This is a genomic window from Providencia xihuensis, from assembly GCF_041953405.1.
Classification (GTDB): Bacteria; Pseudomonadota; Gammaproteobacteria; order Enterobacterales; family Enterobacteriaceae; genus Providencia; species Providencia vermicola.
In genome coordinates this window covers 4,384,712-4,406,698 of record NZ_CP169565.1, presented here as the reverse complement: position 1 = coordinate 4,406,698, position 21,987 = coordinate 4,384,712, and the positions used below count along the sequence as shown (strand labels likewise).

The following is a 21,987-nucleotide window of genomic DNA, read 5'->3' as shown; positions in this document are numbered from 1 at the left end:
TTCAAGGACGAATAATATCATGAATGAACACCAAAACTTACCGCCCAGAGAGAAGCTACTTGCTTATGGTGCAGCAGCGCTCTCGGATGCCGAATTATTAGCGATTTTTTTGCGAACGGGGAGTCAAGGAGAGCCAGTTTTGAAACTTGCTGAACGGCTAATTAAGGAGTTCGGTTCTTTGTATTTATTAATTCAAGCCGATTATACGAAGCTAATACAATGTAAAGGTATGGGAAGCTGTAAATTCACGCAGTTGCAAGCCATTAGCGAGTTGGCTCGTCGTTTTTTTTCGGAGCAATTTCTGCATGAGGATGTAATGAGTGGGCCTGACCTCCTAAAATCTAGATTGCTTGATTTGTTTGCGGGGCAAGAACGCGAAGTCTTTATTGTGTTATTTTTAAATACTCAAAATCAAATTATTTGTTATGAAGAAATGTTTAAGGGCACATTAAACCGCGTTGAAGTTCATCCAAGGGAAATTATTCGTTTTGCAATAAAAATGAATGCAAGTTCAATCATTTTAGCGCATAACCACCCATCAGGTAATCCTGAACCCAGCGCCGCAGATAGAGAAGTCACTGAACGGATCCAGAGCGCTTGTTCCATTATGGGAGTGAAATTACTCGACCATTTTGTTGTTGGGCACAAACGATGCGTCTCCTTTGCAGAGCGAGGGTGGCTGTAAAATCATTTTTTGCCTAAAAAATGACAACTTTTACGTTGTTGGGCTTGAGTGAAAACGATTGAAAGCGTATACTACGCCACCTTTAAGGATCTTGGGTTTGGCGAGAAGGGCCTATCTCAGTAAATTTTTTACTTAGGTATAAACGGTTTTTTCAGTCACTAAAAGTTTGCTGAGATGGGCTCCTAAGCCTGACGAGGCGGCCATACCCAGAACAAAAAAGCTCGAGCTGATTAGATTTTTGGAGAATAGACATGTCACGAGTCTGCCAAGTTACCGGCAAGCGTCCAATGAGCGGTAACAACCGTTCACACGCATTAAATGCGACCAAACGTCGTTTTTTGCCAAACCTGCACTCTCACCGTTTCTGGGTTGAGTCTGAGAAACGTTTCGTAACACTGCGTGTATCTGCTAAAGGTATGCGTGTTATCGATAAAAAGGGTATTGATGCTGTTCTTGCTGAACTGCGTACCCGTGGTGAGAAGTACTAAGGAGCTAAAAAATGGCTAAAGGTATTCGCGAGAAAATCAAGCTGGTTTCTTCTGAAGGTACAGGTCACTTCTATACCACTACGAAGAACAAGCGCACAATGCCAGAAAAACTGGAACTGAAAAAATTCGATCCAGTTGTTCGTAAGCATGTGATCTACAAAGAAGCAAAAATCAAATAATTTTGCTTTCTGCGTTAAAAACTCAGCCTAGGCTGAGTTTTTTTTTGCCTAAATTTTAATTGAATGGCGATATGCGCACAGGAGGCTATGACCATTATTCTGAAAGTAGTAACATAGCGAATATTGATTGAATTAATGATGATATTTATTGTCGAATATCTATCGTCTTTTACTTTTTATACATAGACCTGACTAAGAGTGCCTGGTGAAAAAACAGTTTAAAAAAATTCTTGTTATCAAGATGCGGTTTCATGGGGACATGTTGCTGACAACGCCAGTTATCAGTTCATTAAAACACCAATATCCTGATGCTGAAATTGATGTTTTGCTTTATCAGGATACGCTCCCTATCCTATCTGAAAACAGCGAAATTAATGCGCTATATGGGATGGCAAATAAAAAAAGTAGTGGGATAAGTAAAGCGTGCAATTTTATTAAATTGCTTTTAGTGCTGCGTAAAAATAAATACGATTTGGTTGTTAATTTAGCAGATCAGTGGATGGTAAGTTTACTGGTGCGTTCAATTCCTGCGGGAACAAAAATTTCGCACCAGTTTAGTCATCGTGATTCTAAATATTGGCGTAACAGCTTCACGCATTTAACTATCCCCGAAGGGGAGCATGTTGTTTTAAATAATTTATCCGTGCTTAAACCGTTAGAATTAAAAGAACTTAAAACAAATCTAACGATGTCTTACACAGCGGATGATTGGAAAAATATTGACCAAAGGCTATTAGACTTAGGCGTGCATAGCAGCTATGTGGTTATTCAGCCAACAGCGCGGCAAATTTTTAAGTGCTGGGATGATGAGAAATTCTCTGAAGTCATTGATGCATTGCAATCGCGTGGTTACCAAGTGGTATTAACTTCTGGGCCAAGCAAGGAAGATCTTGAATGTGTCAATAATATTGCGAATGGTTGCCGAACAAAGCCAGTGATTGAATTAGCGGGTAAAACGACGTTTCCTGAACTTGGCGCATTGATTGCCCATGCTGCATTATTTATTGGTGTAGATTCAGCACCGATGCATATAGCCGCAGCTGTAAATACACCAATTGTGTGTCTTTTTGGCGCAACTAATCACATATTTTGGCGCCCATGGACGGATAATGCAGTACAATTTTGGGCGGGTGATTACGAAGCAATGCCACCACGGGATGAATTGGATAGAAATAAAAAATATCTTTCGATTATTCCTGCCTCAGATGTGATTAAAGCAACGGAAAAATTGTTGCCAATGAATATCCGTTCCATGATGACAAGGTATTAATATGAAATTGGCATTTTGCTTGTATAAATACTTCCCTTTTGGTGGTTTACAGCGCGATTTTTTGCGCATTGCGACAGAATGCCAATCACGGGGTCATCATATTCGAGTGTATACCCAATCATGGGAAGGCGAAAAACCTGATGGGTTTGAGGTTGTCATTGTCCCCGTGTCTTCAAGCACCAATCATGGTCGAAATGCACAATATTGTGACTGGGTACTCGCAAATATTAAGCAGCACCCTGTTGACCGTATTGTTGGCTTTAATAAGATGCCTGGTTTGGATGTTTATTATGCTGCGGATGTGTGTTATGCACAGAAAGTTGCTGAAGAAAAAGGTTTTTTCTATAAACTGACACCACGTTATAAGCATTATGCGGCATTCGAAAAAGCCGTTTTTGATGTGGATAAACCCACACAACTATTAATGTTAACACCACATCAAATCAAACATTTCAAAAAGCACTACCAAACTGAAGATGTGCGTTTCCATATGTTGCCACCAGGTATTGCTTTGGATCGTAAATACGATAAGCAAATTACTGATGCAAAACGGATTTATCGCCAAAAGAACCAAATCCCAGAATCTGCGTTTTTGCTATTGCAAGTAGGCTCTGACTTTAAGCGTAAAGGTGTTGACCGTACGTTAAGGGCTCTTGCTGAACTACCAGAGAACATCAAGAAAAACACACTGCTGATGGTGGTAGGGCAAGATAAACCGTCAAAATACCAGCAGTTAGCACAATCATTAGGTATTAGCCAGCAGGTATCTTTCTTTAGTGGGCGTAATGATATTGCAGAATTAATGGCTGCGGCCGATATCTTAATGCACCCTGCGTACCAAGAGGCTGCGGGTATTGTCTTATTGGAAGCGATTACTGCGGGCTTACCTATTATTGTTACTGAAGTGTGTGGTTACGCCTCGTTTATTCAAAAAGCGCAATGTGGAGTCGTTATTAACGAACCTTTTGAGCAATCAGAACTCAATTATGCGTTACAAAATGGTTTAGAAGAGACAGAAAAGCGCATGACGTGGGTTAAAAATGCCCAAAAGTTTGCAGATACGGAAGACTTATATAGTCTACCGCAAAAGGCAGCTGATATTATTTTAGGATGCCAAAATGATTGAATTAAAATCACCTTTTGATGAGCTTTGGAAAAATAAAGATCCATTTATTGAAGCGGATAAACTGCAAGGTGAGGTTTTTCGTGCATTAGAGACCCGAAAAACGCTACGTTTTGAGGTTGAAAGTCGTAGTTATTTTATCAAAATTCATTATGGTACAACCTTAAAAGAAGTCCTGAAAAATCTGATTTCTTTTCGGTTGCCTGTTTTAGGTGCAGATAGAGAATGGAATGCGATTCATCGGCTTACACAAGTGGGTGTCGATACGATGAATGGACGTGCCTTTGGGCAAAAAGGGGTAAATCCGCTGCGCCGCCATTCATTTATTATTACAGAAGACTTAACGCCAACCATTAGCTTGGAAGATTATTGTGCAAATTGGTTAAATGAGCCCCCGTTATTTCGTACGAAACAAATGATTATTCGCCGAGTTGCTGACATGGTTCGTGGTATGCATAAAGCGGGTATTAATCATCGTGACTGTTATATTTGCCATTTTCTACTCCATTTACCTTTCACCGAAAATGAAGGTGATTTAAAAATATCCGTGATTGATTTGCACCGCGCACAACTGAGAAAATCAGTCCCAATGCGTTGGCGTGACAAAGATTTAATTGGCCTCTATTATTCTTCGCTAAATATTGGGCTTACCCAACGTGATATTTTTCGTTTTATGAAGATTTATTTTTCCTTACCATTAAAAGAAATTTTAAAAAAAGAGCAAGCACTTATTGGAAAAGTCAGTCGTAAAGCTGAAAAGATAAAAGAACGTACGATTAGAAAGTCATTGTAAATACAATCGAAATTAGAGAGATAGAATAATGTTCTTCAATAAGGAAAATGCAGTTACAAAACAGATTGATTTATCATCATCTGATACGGTTATTGGTGATGGTAGCTTGCATGTTTCGTATGGTATTGACCGTAATTTTTTATATGGTTGTGGGATTTCCATCGCATCATTATTAAAAGCAAATTCTGATATTTCATTCTCATTTCATGTTTTTACAGACTATTTTGATGATGAACAATCTCGATTGTTTAAGGCGCTTGCAGAACAATACAAAACTAGTATTAAAATATATCTTATTGATTGTGAACAACTAAGATCATTACCGAGTACTAAGAACTGGTCCTATGCTACCTATTTTAGGTTTATTATTGCGGATTATTTTTCGAATCAATTAGAACGAATGATCTACATGGATGCGGATATTATGTGCCAAGGCTCATTGAAACCGCTATTAGATATTCAGTTTGAACAAGATGAGATTGCAGCAGTAGTACCAGAAAGAGACAAGGTATGGTGGCAAAAGCGGGCCGATGCTTTAGGGATCCCAAGTATTGCTTCCGGCTATTTTAATGCAGGTTTTTTGGTTCTTAATTTAGTCAATTGGTCAAAATTTGATATATCGACTAAGGCAATGGAATTACTTTCTCAAGAGACCGTTAAAGCGAAACTATCTTATCTCGATCAGGATATTTTAAATATGCTCTTAACAGAGAAAGTTATTTATCTTGATGGGAAATATAACACCCAATACAGCATCAACTATGAGCTACAAAAAGGTAAAAAAGAAAATCCAATAACATCTGATACTGTTTTGATCCATTATATTGGACCGACTAAGCCTTGGCATGAATGGGCCAATTACCCCACTGCTCAGCCTTTTATAGATGCAAAAAATGCATCTCCATGGAAAGATATTCCCTTATTAAAAGCGAAGAGTAGTAATCATTTACGCTATTGTGCGAAGCATTTAAGCTATCAGAAAAGATATTTTGCATGTATCAAAAATTATCTCAAATATTTACTAAAAAAGGTAGTTTGATAATATTCATTAGCTATATGTAATTTCTATGTTAGGTGACAATATGAGTTTTAGTGAATTTAAATATAAAATAAAATCAATAATTCAGCAGACTAATATGCTAAAACTAGCTAGTTACGAGGAAGGAGAGAGTATTAATTCAGTATGTCTGATTTTGATTAATGTTGGAATTGGTGATGCAATAATGGCAACCTCATTTATTCATGAACTAAAAAAGTTAAATAAGAGCATAGATGTTATTATTGCTAAAAAAAACTTTGACATATTCACTAATAATAAAGATGTGAGAAATGTACTTTGCATTGATGAAAAAAAAACAAATCAGCAAAAATATGATTTAGTTGTGGATCCTTATAGTCACTGTGGATGGTTTTTTTCTTATAGATATTATAAACTATTAAGTGAAATGAAGTATAAGTATTTGAGTGGTTTTAATGTTAAAAAGCCAAGTAAATATAGTGATAATTTTCTTTCAGAAAATGGTATTCATATAACTGATTATTATAATCATGTTTTAAAAAAATTCTTTAATAGTAAAATTGAAGGGCAATATATTGTTAACATACCAGATGGTGAAATAAAAAAAGCCCATGAACTACTAGGTAATATTCCAACGTCAGATTTAAAAATTGCATTTTGCCCATTCGCATCAACCCTAGAAAGAAGTTTTAGTGATGAGCAAGTTAATGCAGTTTTAGGTAAGTTAAAAAAAGAAAAAAATATAAGTATTATTATACTCTGCGAAGAATACAGAGTGAAAAATATTAATATTGATGAAAATGTTTACTTTTTTAAAACAGAGAGCTTTATTTCATCTGCTGCAATATTAAGTCTTTGTGATTTTTGTATTTCTTCAGATACATCTTTTGTTCATTTAGCAAATAGCAGGGATATTCCTTTGCTAGCATTTTATAGTTCAGTATTTAATGATGGGTTCAACACGGATTTTTTATGTGCTCCAAACTATGCTAAGTCTAAACAAATAGTAGAGTCAACAGGAATTAGTAATCTTAATGTGAATGATATAGTTAATGCTATTTTACACGAATTAAAACTCTTAGATAAAGTTGGAGGAGACAATGAATAATCATATATTTATTGTATGCTCACCTTTGCAATTAAGTATAGTCTCAAAAATAAAAAAAGAATTTAGTGTTTTTGATAATGAATTTCATGTTTTGTATCTCAAAGCAAATTCTATAATTAATAATGGGATAAGGAAAAATATTCTTACTGAATATGATTCCTACTTAATTTCTGGGATGGATTATGGGATATTTAATTTCAAGCATATCATGAGATTTATTTCCAAAATAAAAAATGGAAACCTTTTTGTGTATCTTGCAAATGCAAATGATTTAACTGTTCATTATATATTGTCAAATATAAAAAGTGATTTTATTATTAGAACATTTGATGATGGAATATTAAATATCAATACAATTAAAAATATTGATTTGGAATTAAAGGAAAAAAGAAAAATAAAACATAAATTAACTAAACTATTTTATCAAAATAACTATAGTATAAAGAGAATAATTAATGAGAGTGATGTTCATTATACTATTTTAGATAATAACAGAAAATTAAATGTTAAATCTAAATTGGTGAAGATTAATTTATTTGATTTTGATTTTAAAAATAACGTTCAGAAAGAAAATATTAACATATTTATAGGGTCAAAATTTAAGGATATACTGAGAGATAAAAATGAAGAAAATTTTAATTTATTACTTAGTAAAATAAGAGAATTGTCAAGGCAGTACCCTAATATTATTTATCTTAGACATCCGAGAGAAAATTTAATTGACGCATTTTCTATGATAGAAAAAAGTGTGGATACGATATCTGAAGATTTTATTATAAAACTTATTAGTGATGGGCACTCAGTTAATTTAATTGGATTTGCTAGTACATGCCAGCTAAACTTAATGAAAATGAATAATGTAAAAATAACTTTGTTAAGGACTAATTTAATTAGGGAGGATATATTTGAATCATTTTTATTATTTGATTTGTCTAGGGAACTTATCATAATTGATCTTGATTGAAAATTGCCTATTAACATTAATAGGCAAAATAGGGAATTCTAAGCTATTTTTCACTCACATCAATGGGTAAGTCAGTATCCCCATTTCTTAGTCTCTCAAATTGTTGTTCAAAATTATATCCATCATTGTCTTTTTGTTCTGTAAATAGGCTGTAATTAGGCTGAATCTTACTATTTTTGATATTCAGCCAATTTGCTATACCTTGTATAAATAATTTTCCTGATTTTTTTGTTTTTATATATTCCTTTTTGGAGCTATCAGAGTTGAATACCATTAATGGAGTTCTTAGAACTTGAGTAGATGAATTACTTAAGTTTAATTTTATTTCATCATCAATCATGGTATGCGAAACACCATGGTCTGCAAAGTATAACATTGAAAAACTACGATTATTTTCTTTTTCTTGTATTTTTAATATATTATAAATTGATTCAAGGATATTGTCTGTTTTTTCGATACTTGAGACATAACATGAGATATTCGTATATTTTTTATCTTTAGTGACATATTTATTTTCATAATCTTCAATACGTGCACAAGCATCAGGGTGAGAACCATATAAATGGATGACAAATAACCGTTTTTGATTCTTATTTACTTTTTCTTCTAATTCATCTTTAAACATATTTACTAAGCTAAAGTCACTTGAATCGTTGGAGTTAAAGGCCCCCATCTTGTTGAACTTTTTAACATCACTCCTTTTGGCGATAAACGTTATTGGTGTATCAAATTCACCAAGAAAACCTTGATTTGAGATCCAGTAAACTTTATAGCCAGCTGATTTTGCTAAATCAACAAAATTTTGCCCATAGTTGGGTTCCCAGCTTTCTGTACTTGATTGTGTTAACATTACGCGTAACGAAGAAACGGTATTGGTTCCACCAGAAGTTAAACCTTCAACTATTGTACCATTAGTTTTATTGATAAATGGGGTGTTATCTATTGGGTACCCATAAGCGCTCATATAATCTCGGCGAACACTCTCGCCGATAACTAAAACATAGTCATCATATTGAGTCCTATCCTTTATTAATGTTGATTTTCCCCATTCACTATTTTTAGTGAACTCACTGAGGCTATCAACTTCTTTTTTCACATTTAGTGTTGATTGATACATATTATCAAAAAGTTTAAAAGGAGACTGGTTTATCAATGCAAGAATAGCTAAGCAAACAAGTAGTGTTTTATTTTTATAAAAGTATATTCCATTCTTAACGGTTATCTTTCGATAGAAAATAAACCCAGCTACAATCACTATTGAAAAAAGATAATTTTTTATCGGAATTTGAGTGAAAAATTCTTTGGACTCCATCGCATCTGTAGCAATAACAGATGAAATATATTGATAAGTAGGCTCACCGAAGTTTAAGCCAATAGGCGTGTATATAGCATTAACCAATACAATTGGAAATCCTATGTACCAGTAAGATTTATTTGAAGAGCTTAATATAATAATTAAAAAACAAACTAACGTTATTTCCCTTACTGTAGGGTGCGCATTCCCCGAGCCTAGTAACATAAGTTTAGCTATAGAGGCTAGGATAATTAAGGAAAATAAAACCAATAAGGTTTTTTTTAACTCTGGTTTTTGTATCATAGAGCAGCCATGTGATTAAAAATAAAACTGTTATACTCGTTAGTCATTGAGCTTATTGTATTTTTATAGAGTATGCTTTGTATAATGCTTTACTTCGTGATTATAAAGGAAAACTAAAGTATTTACACGAGTAAAAGGGGACTACTTAGAGTTATGGGTATTGTGTTTACTAATGAATAAAGGTGAGCAACAATTTGTTAACAACAGGGGGGGATGATAGTTATTATCATTTAGTGCATTGATTCTATGATGTTTTCCGTGAAAAGAATAAAGTGTAAAACTACGTGAATAACCTAAAATCAAACCAAGAATAGTTTATACTATTGATGATACTTATAGAAAGTGGCGTTAAAGTTAAAATGGTAAAAGGCTTGCAATGGGAACATATGATGTTAAGTAATGAGATGATAAAATCAAAAATAGAAATAAGCTCAGATACCAACATCAGTGATGGAGACTTTTTTCATATCGCTTATGGTGTAGATGAAAATTTTTTATACGGTGTAGGTACTTCAATATCCTCAATTCTTATCTATAACACTGAACGTCGTTTTCATTTCCATGTTTTTATTGATAAATTAAAAAATGAATTGCTTTTTCATCGCTTGATTGAAGGAACGCAACATAGGTTAACTATTTATTTGATTGATAACGAAAAATTTCAATCATTACCTTTGCCATCGAAAGGCTGGAGCTCTGCAATCTATTTTCGCCTGATCATTATCTCTTATTTAGCAGGAAAAAGTATCAATAAGTTATTGTACTTAGATGCAGATATTATCTGTAAAGGTAATCTATCTTATCTTGATTCATTAGAGTTTAACGAAAATATTTTTTTGTACGCGGTAAAAGATAAGTTTTGTAGCCAGAAAAAAACATTGCCAATGAATATGTCAATGTATTTTAACTCTGGCTTTTTATATATGTCAGTAAAAAAATTAGCTGAATATAATATTCCAAATAAAGTGATTGAGTTAGTTAGTGATAATGATTTTAGTCACCCAGACCAAGATGCCTTGAATATTTTATTAAATACGAAGCTAGTTAATATTAGTGAGAATTTTAATTATATGTTCTCTTTAGACTGGTATATAGGGAAAAAATCCAGCATCCCTAAAATAACTCAAGATGTTGTTTTTATTCACTTTGTTGGCTTGACTAAACCATTTCATGAGTGGGCAAGATTTTATGAGGAATATGCTTTTTTTGAAGAGGCAAGGCGCCAGTCTCCATGGAAAGACATCGGTTTAATAAAGCCAAAAGGGTATAAACAGTTATCAAGAAAGAAATCACATTTAAGAAAGAATGGAGATTATTTAGGTTTTCTGTCTACAACATTTAAGTATTTAGTTAAAAAGATATTTTGATTTTAAAACCCTGTTTATTTACGTTTATACAGGGCCTTTCTTTACTTGATTAGTATTTTTCGAATAAAAATAGCCGTTAAAATATTATATAAAATAAAGATATCGATAAAAATAAATTCAAATAGACAATAAACTAAAAAGTAGCCGATAGATGAAACAAATATCCCAACATTAAAAATATCTTTTTCAACTTGAATACTTTTAAATAAGTCTCTCATATTGATGGCAAATGTTACCAAAAACAGAACTAATCCAATTAGGCCTATATTATAGCTAATATTTAGAAAGAAGGGTTCATCATTGTTGTAAAATGATTCTTTTTTACTTCTAGAATACCCCATTCCACCACTGAATTTTGGGGCATTATTATCAAATAAAAACTGATTATAAGCGACTGAACCATAGCCCGTTCCCATCAATTGATATGAGAGATTTTGAGTAAAAATTGGATATCGAGTATCAATGATTTTACCTCGAGATGAAGTGATGTCTGACGCATATAGAGATTGGTTTATTTTATTTTTTACTTGCGGGATGTAATGATAAGAGGCGAAAACAACTACTATTGCTAAAACACCAAAACTCACAATATTAACAATGAGTTTTTTGTAGTTTGAGGATAAAATAAACAAAATAATAGCAGCTTCAATAATAACAGAGAGGAAACCTCCTCGGCTACCAGTATACAATATGAACAAGAAGGCCAATATAGAAAGAAGTAGCATAGAGGCTTTTAATATTCTTTGTTTGAATAGAAATAAGGCGCTGAAAGTAAAGGGAAATAAGAGTGTCATATAATGTGCGAAACCATATCTAAGTTGTAAGTAGAGAGGTAAAGCACTATTTTTAAACTGTTTTAGAATTGGAATAAAAAATATTATAAAGGCCAATGTGGCAATGAGTGCATAACAGATTGTTTTTTTTGATTTATCACCATCGCTTTTAAATACGAGAAGAAAGAAAGTAATAATAAAAACATATCGCCAATCATCAAAGAATGCTTTGATGGCCTCTTGAGTGAAGCCTGAATAAGTAAAAAATATAGCGCAAAATAGCCCCCAGCCACCAAATAAAAAAAGCATCTTTCTTGCCTTAATTAGAGCGAGAAGGTCAGTTTTGATATTAACTCTATTCTTTAAAAGTGTGAAAGTTGTATATAAAAAAAGCAAGACAACTGAGACATTTAATACCCCCTGCGTATCGTTGGTAAACATTCCCAGTGTGACTAAAAATAGTAATAAAAAAGGAAATTGGTGGAGGAGAAAGCTGTTTATTTTCACGAAATTGCCTTTATTGTCTTTGATTTAATCTCAAAAATTGATGCTTATCATGTAGGAAAGAGTATGGAATGTAAACATAGCACATTCATAACGAAGCAAAGAAATCCAATGGATAAAAGGATTCTATCTGGTAACCTATTTCGTTTAATGCGCCACATACTGTATTGTATATTTAATATCTGATTTATGTAGGGTTTAAAATGCCAGAACTACCAGAAGTCGAAACCAGCCGTCGTGGCATTGAACCACATTTAGTCGGTAATACAATCTCTTATGCAGTCGTAAGAAACAGCCGTTTGCGTTGGCCTGTCAGTGAACAAATAAAAAGTTTATCTGATGAAATTGTTTTAAGTGTACAACGCCGTGCGAAGTATTTGCTGATTGAATTGAAAAAGGGCTGGATTATCGTTCACTTAGGGATGTCAGGCAGTGTGCGTATTTTAACGCAAGAGTTACCTGAAGAAAAACATGACCATGTAGATTTAGTCATGCGTGACGGTAAAGTTTTACGCTATACCGACCCTCGGCGTTTTGGCGCTTGGTTGTGGTGTGACGACTTAGAAAATAGTTCGGTACTCGCGCACTTGGGCCCTGAGCCCCTATCTGATGCATTTAACCCGCAATATCTTTATGAACTCTCACAAAAAAAGAAAGTGGCGGTCAAGCCTTGGCTGATGGATAACAAAGTCGTGGTTGGCGTTGGCAATATTTATGCAAATGAAGCTTTATTTGCGACAAAAATCTCACCTGAAAAAATAACCAATACATTAACATTGGCTGAAATCACGGAGTTGGTTAAGCAAATCAAACTCGTGTTAACACGGTCGATTGAGCAAGGTGGTACAACGCTGAAGGATTTTTTGCAGTCAGATGGTAAACCGGGGTATTTTGCACAAGAGTTGTTTGTGTATGGTAAAAAGGGAGAGCCTTGTTCAATGTGCGGAACACCAATTGAAAGTATTAAACAAGGCCAGCGTAGTACTTTTTTCTGTCCGCAATGCCAAAAGTAATCTGTAATAGCTATTTTTTATTGAGCTTTCTTAGCATCGCATCTGCAACGACAGGGGGCAGAAAAGAGGAAATATCACCATCATGAAGGGCAACGTCTTTGATTAAAGAGGATGAAACGAAAGATAGGCTTTGTGATGGGAGTAAAAATACCGTTTCTAATTCAGGGACGAAGTGGCGGTTCATATTCGCTAATTGCCACTCATATTCAAAATCAGCCACGGAACGGACACCACGAATTAGAATATTCGCCCCTTTTTTTTGTGCAAAGCTCGCCATTAACTCAGAAAAACCCACGACTTCAACATTATCAAGATGAGACGTTACTTCCCTTGCAAGGGAAACTCGCTCATCAAGGGTGAACATGGGGTTCTTGCGTTGGCTATTGGCTATCGCGAGTAGCACATGGTCAAACATTGCCGCTGCACGGGTGACAATATCAACGTGCCCTGATGTGATCGGGTCAAAGGTACCTGGGTAGATGGCTTTATGTTCCATGGCGATAGTATCTCATTGTTTGTTATTGCTTATTCAAAATATTAGCGTAAATAAGCGATGTGAGCGTTTAACCTTATCGGCTATCTCGCATGGTTGCAACAAGAGTTAGCGAGGCTCTGTGAATTTTTAGGTGCATATTCTGCACACTTTTGCAGAAGGTTTATGGTAAGATAGCGCCAATTTTGGTAAGTGAATCAGATCGAATGTTATTGCTGCGGTTATATCAGGTACTTCTTTATCTTATCCAGCCATTTATATGGGTTCGCCTTTTACTGCGTAGCCGAAAAGCGCCTGCGTACCGTAAACGTTGGGGCGAGCGCTATGGTTTTTGTGCGGGTAAAGTTAAGCCTCAAGGCATTTTGCTGCATTCGGTGTCAGTTGGCGAAACGCTCGCTGCAGTCCCTTTAGTCAGGGCACTCCGTCATCATTATCCTTCTTTGCCCATCACTGTTACAACAATGACGCCAACAGGGTCGGAACGTGTACAGTCCGCATTTGGTGATGATGTTAGCCATGTTTACCTACCCTATGATTTACCTGGCTCGATGCGTCGTTTTCTTAAGCAGGTTGACCCTAAGCTTGTGATCATCATGGAAACTGAGCTTTGGCCAAACATGATAAATCAACTACATAAGCAAAAAATTCCTTTAGTTATCGCCAATGCGCGATTGTCAGAGCGTTCCGCAGCGGGTTATCAAAAATTAGGCAGCTTTGTGAAGCGTATGCTGCGTAATGTCACGATGATTGCAGCACAGCACCAAGAAGATGGTGAGCGCTTTGTTCAGTTAGGGTTAAGGCGTATGCAGTTAACCGTGACGGGAAGCTTAAAATTTGATATTTCTGTTACCCCTGAATTAGCCGTTCGAGCCATTACACTTCGCAGGCAATGGGCTGCTCATCGCCCTGTATGGATTGCGACCAGTACTCATGATGGTGAAGAAGCGATTGTCTTAGAGACACACCAAAAGTTATTAAAACGTTTTCCTAATTTATTGCTTATTTTAGTCCCTCGCCACCCTGAACGTTTTACGAAAGCTGAAGAGCTAACTCAAAAAGCGGGCTTAACGTTTATTCGTCGTAGTGCCAACACTATTCCTAGCGTAGATACTCAAGTGGTTATTGGCGATACCATGGGTGAATTGATGTTGCTGTATGGAATTGCAGATATTGCCTTTGTTGGTGGAAGCTTAGTTGAAACGGGAGGGCATAACCCTCTAGAAGCGGCAGCGCATGCATTACCCGTTTTAATGGGACCGCATACCTTTAATTTTAAAGATATTTGTGGAAAGTTAACGCAGGCAGATGGGCTGATTACTGTCACGGATAGTGAATCGATGGCTCAAGCTGTAACTAGCTTGCTTTCTGATGAAGACTACCGTTTATATTATGGCCGCCATGCTGCAGAAGTTTTACATGAAAACCAAGGCGCTCTGCAACGGCTATTAAAATTATTGCAGCCATATTTACCCCCAAAAGAACAATAATAATCAAGAGTGTCTTTTTTAGATAGGCTAACTTGAACATTTCAACAATGAACAGTGAATATTTTCTTCCACACCTTAGTATTATATTTAAACTATAGTAGACTGCACCGTTTGTTATAGGGGTATTCTATTTTGCTTTTTAAGTAATGAATAGAGTACTTGTTTTTTCCTTATATTTTAAGACAGTATGCCAGCAATCAATCAACCAAATTCAAATAAATATGTTTATTTATGGATCATAGGCTATGCCGTAGCATGGATCTTAGCGAGCTTTTATTTTGACCCAACAGTGCCTTATGACACGGTAGAAGCTGTGAATTGGGGAATGAATGGGGAATGGGGCTCCCCGAAAAATCCCTGGTTTGTTGGCGTATTGATGTGGCCAGCTATCTATTTGGGGATTTCGTATAGTTTTTATTGGTATTTGATCCATTTTATCGGTATTGCGTTTGGTCTGTTGGGTGTCTGGAAGCTGGCTTATCGTTTAACTGGGCGTCGTGATCTCGCTTGGTTTGCAATGTTGATGCTGAATTTATCAGGTGTCATTAATTTCGATATCATTCCTTATAATGATAACTATATTTTAGTCACTTTGTGGCCATGGGTGTTGTATTTCTTTTTGCGTGCGGTGGATGATAATCCAGCGTGGTGGTTGCCTTTTGCCTTGTTTGCTGGGCTGGCAACTATGGGTAAATACTCAACATTGGCTTTAGTCGGCTCGGTTTTTTTACTGACTATTTTTGTTAAGCAAGCGCGTCAAAGCTATCGTTATCCTGTCTTTTATTTGGCTATCGCACTGTGGTTTGCTTTAGTTCTACCTAATTTCTTTTGGTTGATGGCAACGGATTTCTCTGCTTTCAAATGGGTGGATTCGCAAATTGACCCTGGTTTTAATTTCCATACAACTCAAGCGGCACTTAGTGTTTTTTACCCGTTAGTGATTGCGGCCATTATTATTTATTGCAGTGGCGGGAAACTTGGGTGGCCTAAAGCATTGCCTAATCGTATGGCAAATTTCATTATTTTATTCCCTCTAGTTGTTATTTATGGCTGGTTCTCGTTCCATGATGGCGGGCGGATTACAGAATGGTTACAGCCTTTTATGGCGATTATTGCACCTTTGTTTGTTGGCTCAATAACTGTGATGCCAAGAAAACCGTTTAACAAATCACTCATTGGTTTTGCGATTTTTGGGGTTTTAGTGGTTGTCGGTTATATCACAGTGCAAGCGGCGAATATCCGCGGAGCAGGGCAAAAATTTATTGGTGTTAAAACCTTAATTGCTGATGGTGAACAGCGTTGGTATCAGCGCTATGGTACACCCGTGAAATACGTCGGTGGCGAAGATAACCAATATCAATGGTTTATTATTTATGGGAAAGACAGGCCGCATGTTATCCAACCTTGGTCGATGGAGAAACATATGCCGCCAAATGTATATAACCGTGATATCACTGAAGCAGAAATTCGCCAGCATGGTGCTTTGTTATTAGGTAAAAAATACGATGATTGTGCCCATGAGAATTTTGCCAAAGTACGTAAGTTCTGGCCGCAATTTACCATAGAAAAAGAAGATGTCATTTACCAGTCAGAGCCTGATGCCGCGCCTGAAACGATGTGCTTTGGGTTTATTGCACCGCAGAAATGATCTAAAGAAAAAATCGGCGATATGCCGATTTTTTATCTTATGAAATAAATTGAACCAGCTGTTGATAAACTGTATTTGGTGTAATATTAGCCATAACCTTGTTGGTTGATATCAATTCGTGCTGTTCTTGCCCATAACCCCCAATCAGCCCTGGATCGGTAGGGCCAAAGAGCGTGAAGTTAGGTTTATCCAGTGCAGCAGTTAGATGGCTTAGCCCTGTATCAACAGAGACAACAGCTTTGGCATTGGCAATTTGCTGCGCAACTTCAGCAAGTGTGAGCTTTGGTAATACTTCGACAAAATCAAAACCGTTTGCCAACCGCTGTGCGCGTTGCTGTTCATGTGGCGCTCCCCACGGTAGCTTTATTTTTATGCCACTCCCCGCCATTAATTCAATTAAATTCCGCCAACTTTCTTCAGGCCAGTGTTTATCATCACGGGTGGTTGAGTGTAGGAAAACCACGTAAGGGCATTCCTGACGAGTTGAAGATTGTCGGAAATGCTGCGCAATAGCGTAGTCACCTTGTTGCGTTGGGCAAGTATAATCAAGGCTTTTCGCAAATAATTGACGGATGCGTTCAACGGCGTGTTGTTGCTTGCTAATAGCATAACGGTGGTCGTAGAAAAAACTGGCAAGAGGTTCACGAATGCTATGGCGGTCATAGCCGTGTTTATCGCCATGTGCCAAGCGCGTAACAAGAAATGCGCTTTTTAGCAGGCCTTGAGCATCAATAATTGCATCATACTGTGTTGCTTGCAGTTGCTGGCGAAAAGCTGCACGTTCAGCCCTGATCGGCGCAGAAAACCAGTTTTTTCGCCAACGGCGGATAGCGACAGGGATCACTTGGTTGACCGCACTGTGCCATGTTGGAATTTGAGCGAAACCTTCCTCAACGACCCAATCAAATTGAATATTGGGAATAGCTTGCTGAGCATCGGTTAATGCAGGCAAAGAATGTAAAACATCGCCCATTGAGGATGTTTTGACTAATAATACTCGCATTATTCAATACCTATATTTAAACGGGCTAATGCGTCTAAAACCATTTCTGGCTGGATATCGATCAGGCTTTGGTGATAACCGCTTTCGCCATCCCCTTTACGAACTTTATGATACCCCTCGATTAAGCGGATCACTTCTGCTTTATCAGATAAAGGCGGTGTGAAATCTGGGCTGCTTGGGCCATAAAGTGCAACTAAAGGTTTATCTAATGCGGCAGCGACATGCATAAGGCCTGAATCGTTACTGACAACGGCATGGCAGGCATCAATTAAGTTAACGGCTTGTTCTAGCGAGGTTTTCCCTGCAAAATTATAGCAGTACGATTTGGCATCATCCGTTAGACTTTGGCGAATATCTTCCCCTGCGGGATGGTCTTTTTGGGAACCAAATAATAAGACTCGGTAGCCTTTTAAACTGATTAGCTCTTGAGCGAGCGTTGCATAATGATAGTGCGGCCAGCGTTTTGCGGGGCCGAACTCTGCACCTGGGCAAAAACCAATAATTGGGCGAGAATCATCAATGCCAAAGGTTTGCAGTGTTTCGTTGACTTCTTGTGGCACCGTGACAAGTTTAGGTTTTAATATTGGTGATGGGATATCAGCAGCAGATTGAATAGTTTGCTTATCATAAGCAAGCGCAACGTAGCGTTGTACCATGAGTGGAAACGCTTCTTTATTCAATGGGCGAATATCATTGAGTAACCCATAACGCATCTCCCCGCGCCAGCCCGTTCTTTTTGCAATGTGAGCAAAGAACGGAACAAGTGCAGATTTTAATGAGTTAGGCAAAACAATCGCTTGGTCGTACCCATTTTCCCGCAAACTGATGCCTAATCGACGACGTTCACCGATTTCAAGGGCACCATGGCCTAAAGGCATCGGGATGGCTTGATTGACTTCAGGCATTTTTGCTAATAAAGGACGGCACCATTGTGGTGCCATCACATCAATTTGTGCGTGAGGATGAAGCGCCTTTATCGTACGATATAGGCTTTGTGACATCATCATATCCCCTACCCACGAAGGGCCGATCACCAATATTTTCATAAATACTAATTACGCGTCTTTATTGAGTAACTGCATGTATTCAGTGACACCTTCTGCAACCGTTTTAAATGGCGCAGTGTAACCAGCGGCACGTAACTTGGTGAGGTCCGCTTGTGTGAAGCTTTGGTAGCGACCTTTTAATTTTTCTGGGAATTCAATATATTCGACAGCCACATTTTTGTCTTTGTGAAATTCAGTCACGGCATCGGCAACGGCTTGGAAAGACTCTGCGCGCCCTGTTCCACAGTTAAAAATACCTGAAACGTTATTTTCCCAGAACCATAAATTCACTGCGGCAACATCGCCAACATAGATAAAGTCACGGCGGAATGTTTCGCTACCCTCAAACAATTTCGGGTTTTGCCCTTCATTAATTTGTTTATTTAAATGATAAGCAACGCTCGCCATGCCACCTTTGTGTTCTTCATTTGGGCCATAAACGTTGAAATAACGGAAGCCGCAAATTTGTGACTCAGCTTCTGGCAGGATTTCACGAACATATTGGTCAAATTGGAATTTAGAGTAACCATAGACATTTAATGGCTTTTCGAACTCACGTTCTTCAATAAAGTTGTCGCTACGGCCGCCATAAGTGGCGGCAGAAGAGGCGTATAAGAAGGGAATTTCGCGTTCTAAGCAGTAATGTAATAACTCTTTAGAATACTGATAGTTATTATCCATCATATACTTGCCATCCCACTCCGTAGTGGATGAACATGCACCTTCATGGAATACGGCATCAACATCGCCAAAGTCATCACCTGAAAGGATGCTAACAAGAAAATCTTCTTTATCTGCGTAGTCCGCAATATCAAGGTCAACAAGGTTGGCAAATTTAGTGCCATCTTTCAGATTATCTACCACTAGGATATCTGTGCGGCCGATTGCATTTAGGGCTCTAACAATATTGCTGCCAATAAAACCAGCTCCACCAGTGACTATGATCATTGGGTATACCTCAAATGGGTTAAGAAAATGGAATAACAATTGATGACTATAATAACATCTCTTGGCGCAGACGGTAGCATTGATAGCAGAGAATTGAACTAGGGGCTGAATGGGAACAAGGTAAATATCGTGATCTTGGCTACAAACTTAACTTATTTATGCTGTGAATATCGCTACACACAGAGACTATTATTAAACTCTATAAATAGTCACTATACAGGAAGAAATCATGTCAGAAAGATTTTATCAGCAGATTCAAGACCAATTGGTACAAATTGAAGCGGATGGGTTATTTAAACACGAACGCATTATTACGACCTCACAAGATGCCGACATTGAAATTGTCGGAGGCCAACGAGTCATCAATTTCTGCGCTAATAATTATCTTGGGCTTGCGAACCACCCAGCGTTAATTGAAGCGGCTAAACAAGGCATGGATACTCATGGTTTTGGAATGGCTTCCGTCCGTTTTATTTGTGGAACGCAAGACAGCCATAAAGTTTTAGAGCGCAAACTGGCTGATTTCTTAGGCATGGAAGACGCTATTCTCTATTCATCCTGTTTTGATGCTAACGGCGGCCTATTCGAAACCTTATTGGGGCCAGAAGATGCCATTATTTCTGATGCATTAAACCATGCTTCAATTATTGATGGTGTGCGGTTAAGTAAAGCTAAACGCTACCGTTACAGCAATAACAATATGGTTGAGTTAAAAGAACGCCTAGAAGAAGCAAAAGCGGCGGGGGCTCGTCATATTTTAATTGCCACTGATGGCGTTTTTTCAATGGATGGTGTGATTGCTGATTTACAATCTATTTGTGACTTAGCGGATGAGTACCAAGCGTTAGTGATGGTTGATGACTCCCATGCCGTGGGTTTTGTCGGCGAAAATGGCCGCGGTAGCCATGAATACTGCAATGTAATGGGGCGTATCGATATTATTACGGGAACGTTAGGTAAAGCACTTGGCGGTGCTTCCGGTGGTTATACGGCAGCGAAAAAAGAGGTCGTTGAGTGGCTACGTCAGCGTTCTCGCCCTTATTTATTCTCGAATTCCCTTGCGCCTGCGATTGTTGCCGCGTCTATCAAAGTGATTGATATGATGGAAGAAGGCCAATCACTACGTGAAAAACTATGGCGTAACGCGGTGTTATTTAGGGAAAGAATGACGGCAGCGGGTTTCACGCTTGCCGGAGCCGACCACGCTATCATCCCTGTTATGTTAGGTGACGCCAAGCTCGCCCAAACTTTTGCGAAAGAGCTACTTGATGAAGGTATCTATGTCACTGGCTTTTTCTACCCAGTTGTGCCGCAAGGTCAGGCACGAATTCGTACACAGATGTCCGCAGCCCACAGTGAGGAGGATATTTTACACGCCGTTGAAGCATTCACCCGCATTGGTAGAAAACTAAAAATAATCAAATAAAAGGTCTTTTATGAAAGCACTGTCCAAACTAAAAGCTGAACCAGGTATATGGATGACGGACGTTCCGAAACCGGAACTCGGGCACAATGATGTGATGATCAAAATTCGCAAAACCGCTATCTGCGGTACAGATGTACATATCTATAACTGGGATGAATGGTCACAAAAAACCATTCCTGTCCCGATGGTGGTCGGTCATGAATATATAGGGGAGATTGTTGCGATTGGGCAGGAAGTCAAAGGTTTTAAAATTGGTGACCGAGTGTCAGGAGAAGGGCATATTACATGTGGTCACTGCCGTAACTGTCGTGGTGGCCGTACCCATCTTTGTCGTAATACAATTGGTGTAGGCGTGAATCGAGAAGGCTGTTTCGCCGAGTATTTGGTGATCCCAGCTTTCAACGCATTCAAAATACCCGACAATATTCCCGATGAAATAGCCGCTATTTTTGACCCATTTGGTAACGCTGTGCATACAGCGCTTTCGTTCGATTTAGTGGGTGAGGATGTGCTGGTTTCTGGAGCTGGGCCGATTGGCATCATGGCTGCCGCGGTCTGTCGCCATGTTGGCGCTCGTCATGTAGTTATTACGGATGTGAATGACTATCGCCTTGAATTAGCGAAAAAAATGGGTGTTTCCCGTGCAGTCAATGTGAGTCGTGAAAACCTAAAAGATGTGATGAACGAACTCGGCATGAAAGAAGGTTTTGATGTGGCATTAGAAGTTTCGGGGGCGCCTGCGGCTTTTCAAACCATGTTAGACACCATGAACCATGGTGGACGTATTGCGTTATTAGGGATACCTCCTGCCTCAATGGCAACAGATTGGGGCCAAGTTATATTCAAAGGACTGTTTATTAAAGGTATTTATGGCCGAGAGATGTTCGAAACTTGGTATAAAATGGCGACACTGATCCAATCAGGATTAGATTTATCACCCATCATCACTCATCAATTTTCCATTGATGATTTCCAAAAAGGCTTTGACGTTATGCGCTCAGGCCAAGCCGGAAAAGTGATTTTAAACTGGGATTAATTAGCGAGTTATTCCCTT

21 protein-coding genes are annotated in these 21,987 nt (G+C 37.8%); 15 read left to right on the top strand and 6 right to left on the bottom strand.

The window, feature by feature from the left end:
- Window positions 1–19: 19 nt before the first annotated feature.
- From radC to ACE2AL_RS20100, 9 genes are all read left to right on the top strand, one after another.
- A complete protein-coding gene (gene radC, locus ACE2AL_RS20140) occupies window positions 20–685 on the top strand; it encodes a DNA repair protein RadC (RefSeq protein ID WP_272539969.1) in 666 nt (221 codons plus the stop codon).
- Window positions 686–936: 251 nt separating this feature from the next.
- Window positions 937–1,173 carry a 50S ribosomal protein L28 gene (rpmB, locus tag ACE2AL_RS20135; RefSeq protein WP_004265123.1) on the top strand — a complete coding sequence of 79 codons (237 nt, stop codon included), beginning with the start codon at window positions 937–939 and terminating at the stop codon, window positions 1,171–1,173.
- Window positions 1,174–1,184: 11 nt separating this feature from the next.
- On the top strand, window positions 1,185–1,352 hold the full coding sequence (gene rpmG / locus ACE2AL_RS20130; RefSeq protein WP_004265124.1) for a 50S ribosomal protein L33: 168 nt from the start codon (window positions 1,185–1,187) through the stop codon (window positions 1,350–1,352).
- A gap of 205 nt (window positions 1,353–1,557) precedes the next feature.
- Window positions 1,558–2,622 (top strand): lipopolysaccharide core heptosyltransferase RfaQ, encoded by a 1,065-nt coding sequence (rfaQ, locus tag ACE2AL_RS20125; protein ID WP_272539968.1) that lies wholly within the window; start codon window positions 1,558–1,560, stop codon window positions 2,620–2,622.
- 1 nt (window position 2,623) lies between these two features.
- Window positions 2,624–3,748, top strand: a complete 1,125-nt coding sequence (locus ACE2AL_RS20120; protein WP_375083801.1) for a glycosyltransferase family 4 protein — start codon at window positions 2,624–2,626, stop codon at window positions 3,746–3,748.
- Complete coding sequence (rfaP, locus tag ACE2AL_RS20115; protein ID WP_206085719.1) at window positions 3,741–4,538, top strand: lipopolysaccharide core heptose(I) kinase RfaP; 798 nt, start codon at window positions 3,741–3,743, stop codon at window positions 4,536–4,538. Before ACE2AL_RS20120 ends, rfaP begins: the two co-directional genes overlap by 8 nt.
- Window positions 4,539–4,566: 28 nt before the next feature.
- Complete coding sequence (waaO, locus tag ACE2AL_RS20110; protein ID WP_349422711.1) at window positions 4,567–5,577, top strand: lipopolysaccharide 3-alpha-galactosyltransferase; 1,011 nt, start codon at window positions 4,567–4,569, stop codon at window positions 5,575–5,577.
- Window positions 5,578–5,620: 43 nt separating this feature from the next.
- A complete protein-coding gene (locus ACE2AL_RS20105) occupies window positions 5,621–6,664 on the top strand; it encodes a glycosyltransferase family 9 protein (RefSeq protein ID WP_349422709.1) in 1,044 nt (347 codons plus the stop codon).
- Window positions 6,657–7,628 (top strand): glycosyltransferase family 52, encoded by a 972-nt coding sequence (locus ACE2AL_RS20100; protein WP_349422708.1) that lies wholly within the window; start codon window positions 6,657–6,659, stop codon window positions 7,626–7,628. The genes ACE2AL_RS20105 and ACE2AL_RS20100 overlap by 8 nt, the downstream gene beginning before the upstream one ends.
- 43 nt (window positions 7,629–7,671) lie before the next feature.
- Here ACE2AL_RS20100 and ACE2AL_RS20095 read toward each other — a convergent pair whose 3' ends face one another.
- Entirely contained in the window at window positions 7,672–9,225 is a 1,554-nt protein-coding gene (locus ACE2AL_RS20095) for a phosphoethanolamine transferase (protein ID WP_349422707.1), read from the bottom strand.
- 326 nt (window positions 9,226–9,551) lie between these two features.
- On the opposite strand from ACE2AL_RS20095, the gene ACE2AL_RS20090 reads away from it, so the two are divergent.
- On the top strand, window positions 9,552–10,592 hold the full coding sequence (locus ACE2AL_RS20090) for a glycosyltransferase (RefSeq protein WP_375083800.1): 1,041 nt from the start codon (window positions 9,552–9,554) through the stop codon (window positions 10,590–10,592).
- Window positions 10,593–10,633: 41 nt separating this feature from the next.
- On the opposite strand, the gene ACE2AL_RS20085 is transcribed toward ACE2AL_RS20090, so the two are convergent.
- Complete coding sequence (locus tag ACE2AL_RS20085) at window positions 10,634–11,872, bottom strand: O-antigen ligase family protein (RefSeq protein ID WP_349422706.1); 1,239 nt, start codon at window positions 11,870–11,872, stop codon at window positions 10,634–10,636.
- A gap of 200 nt (window positions 11,873–12,072) precedes the next feature.
- Between ACE2AL_RS20085 and mutM the strand changes: the two genes are divergently transcribed.
- Window positions 12,073–12,882 (top strand): bifunctional DNA-formamidopyrimidine glycosylase/DNA-(apurinic or apyrimidinic site) lyase, encoded by an 810-nt coding sequence (gene mutM, locus ACE2AL_RS20080; RefSeq protein WP_206085753.1) that lies wholly within the window; start codon window positions 12,073–12,075, stop codon window positions 12,880–12,882.
- A gap of 10 nt (window positions 12,883–12,892) precedes the next feature.
- Here mutM and coaD read toward each other — a convergent pair whose 3' ends face one another.
- Window positions 12,893–13,378, bottom strand: a complete 486-nt coding sequence (gene coaD, locus ACE2AL_RS20075; RefSeq protein WP_206085761.1) for a pantetheine-phosphate adenylyltransferase — start codon at window positions 13,376–13,378, stop codon at window positions 12,893–12,895.
- 203 nt (window positions 13,379–13,581) lie between these two features.
- Here coaD and waaA point away from each other — a divergent pair, with 203 nt between their 5' ends.
- Entirely contained in the window at window positions 13,582–14,862 is a 1,281-nt protein-coding gene (gene waaA / locus ACE2AL_RS20070) for a lipid IV(A) 3-deoxy-D-manno-octulosonic acid transferase (protein WP_206085995.1), read from the top strand.
- 187 nt (window positions 14,863–15,049) lie between these two features.
- Window positions 15,050–16,510, top strand: a complete 1,461-nt coding sequence (locus ACE2AL_RS20065) for a glycosyltransferase family 39 protein (RefSeq protein ID WP_206085763.1) — start codon at window positions 15,050–15,052, stop codon at window positions 16,508–16,510.
- Between the two features lie 37 nt (window positions 16,511–16,547).
- Here ACE2AL_RS20065 and rfaC read toward each other — a convergent pair whose 3' ends face one another.
- The 3 genes from rfaC to rfaD are packed head-to-tail and all read right to left on the bottom strand — an operon-like array spanning window position 16,548 to window position 19,507.
- Window positions 16,548–17,513 carry a lipopolysaccharide heptosyltransferase RfaC gene (gene rfaC / locus ACE2AL_RS20060; RefSeq protein ID WP_272681564.1) on the bottom strand — a complete coding sequence of 322 codons (966 nt, stop codon included), beginning with the start codon at window positions 17,511–17,513 and terminating at the stop codon, window positions 16,548–16,550.
- The gene (gene rfaF / locus ACE2AL_RS20055) at window positions 17,513–18,559 is read right to left on the bottom strand and encodes an ADP-heptose--LPS heptosyltransferase RfaF (protein WP_272681563.1); all 1,047 of its coding nucleotides are present in this window, start codon (window positions 18,557–18,559) and stop codon (window positions 17,513–17,515) included. The genes rfaC and rfaF overlap by 1 nt, the downstream gene beginning before the upstream one ends.
- 9 nt (window positions 18,560–18,568) lie before the next feature.
- A complete protein-coding gene (gene rfaD / locus ACE2AL_RS20050) occupies window positions 18,569–19,507 on the bottom strand; it encodes an ADP-glyceromanno-heptose 6-epimerase (protein WP_206085769.1) in 939 nt (312 codons plus the stop codon).
- Between the two features lie 229 nt (window positions 19,508–19,736).
- On the opposite strand from rfaD, the gene ACE2AL_RS20045 reads away from it, so the two are divergent.
- Both ACE2AL_RS20045 and tdh read left to right on the top strand, forming a co-directional pair.
- On the top strand, window positions 19,737–20,933 hold the full coding sequence (locus ACE2AL_RS20045; RefSeq protein WP_272681562.1) for a glycine C-acetyltransferase: 1,197 nt from the start codon (window positions 19,737–19,739) through the stop codon (window positions 20,931–20,933).
- A 10-nt stretch (window positions 20,934–20,943) separates the two neighbouring features.
- Complete coding sequence (gene tdh, locus ACE2AL_RS20040) at window positions 20,944–21,969, top strand: L-threonine 3-dehydrogenase (RefSeq protein WP_272539960.1); 1,026 nt, start codon at window positions 20,944–20,946, stop codon at window positions 21,967–21,969.
- Window positions 21,970–21,987 lie beyond the last annotated feature (18 nt).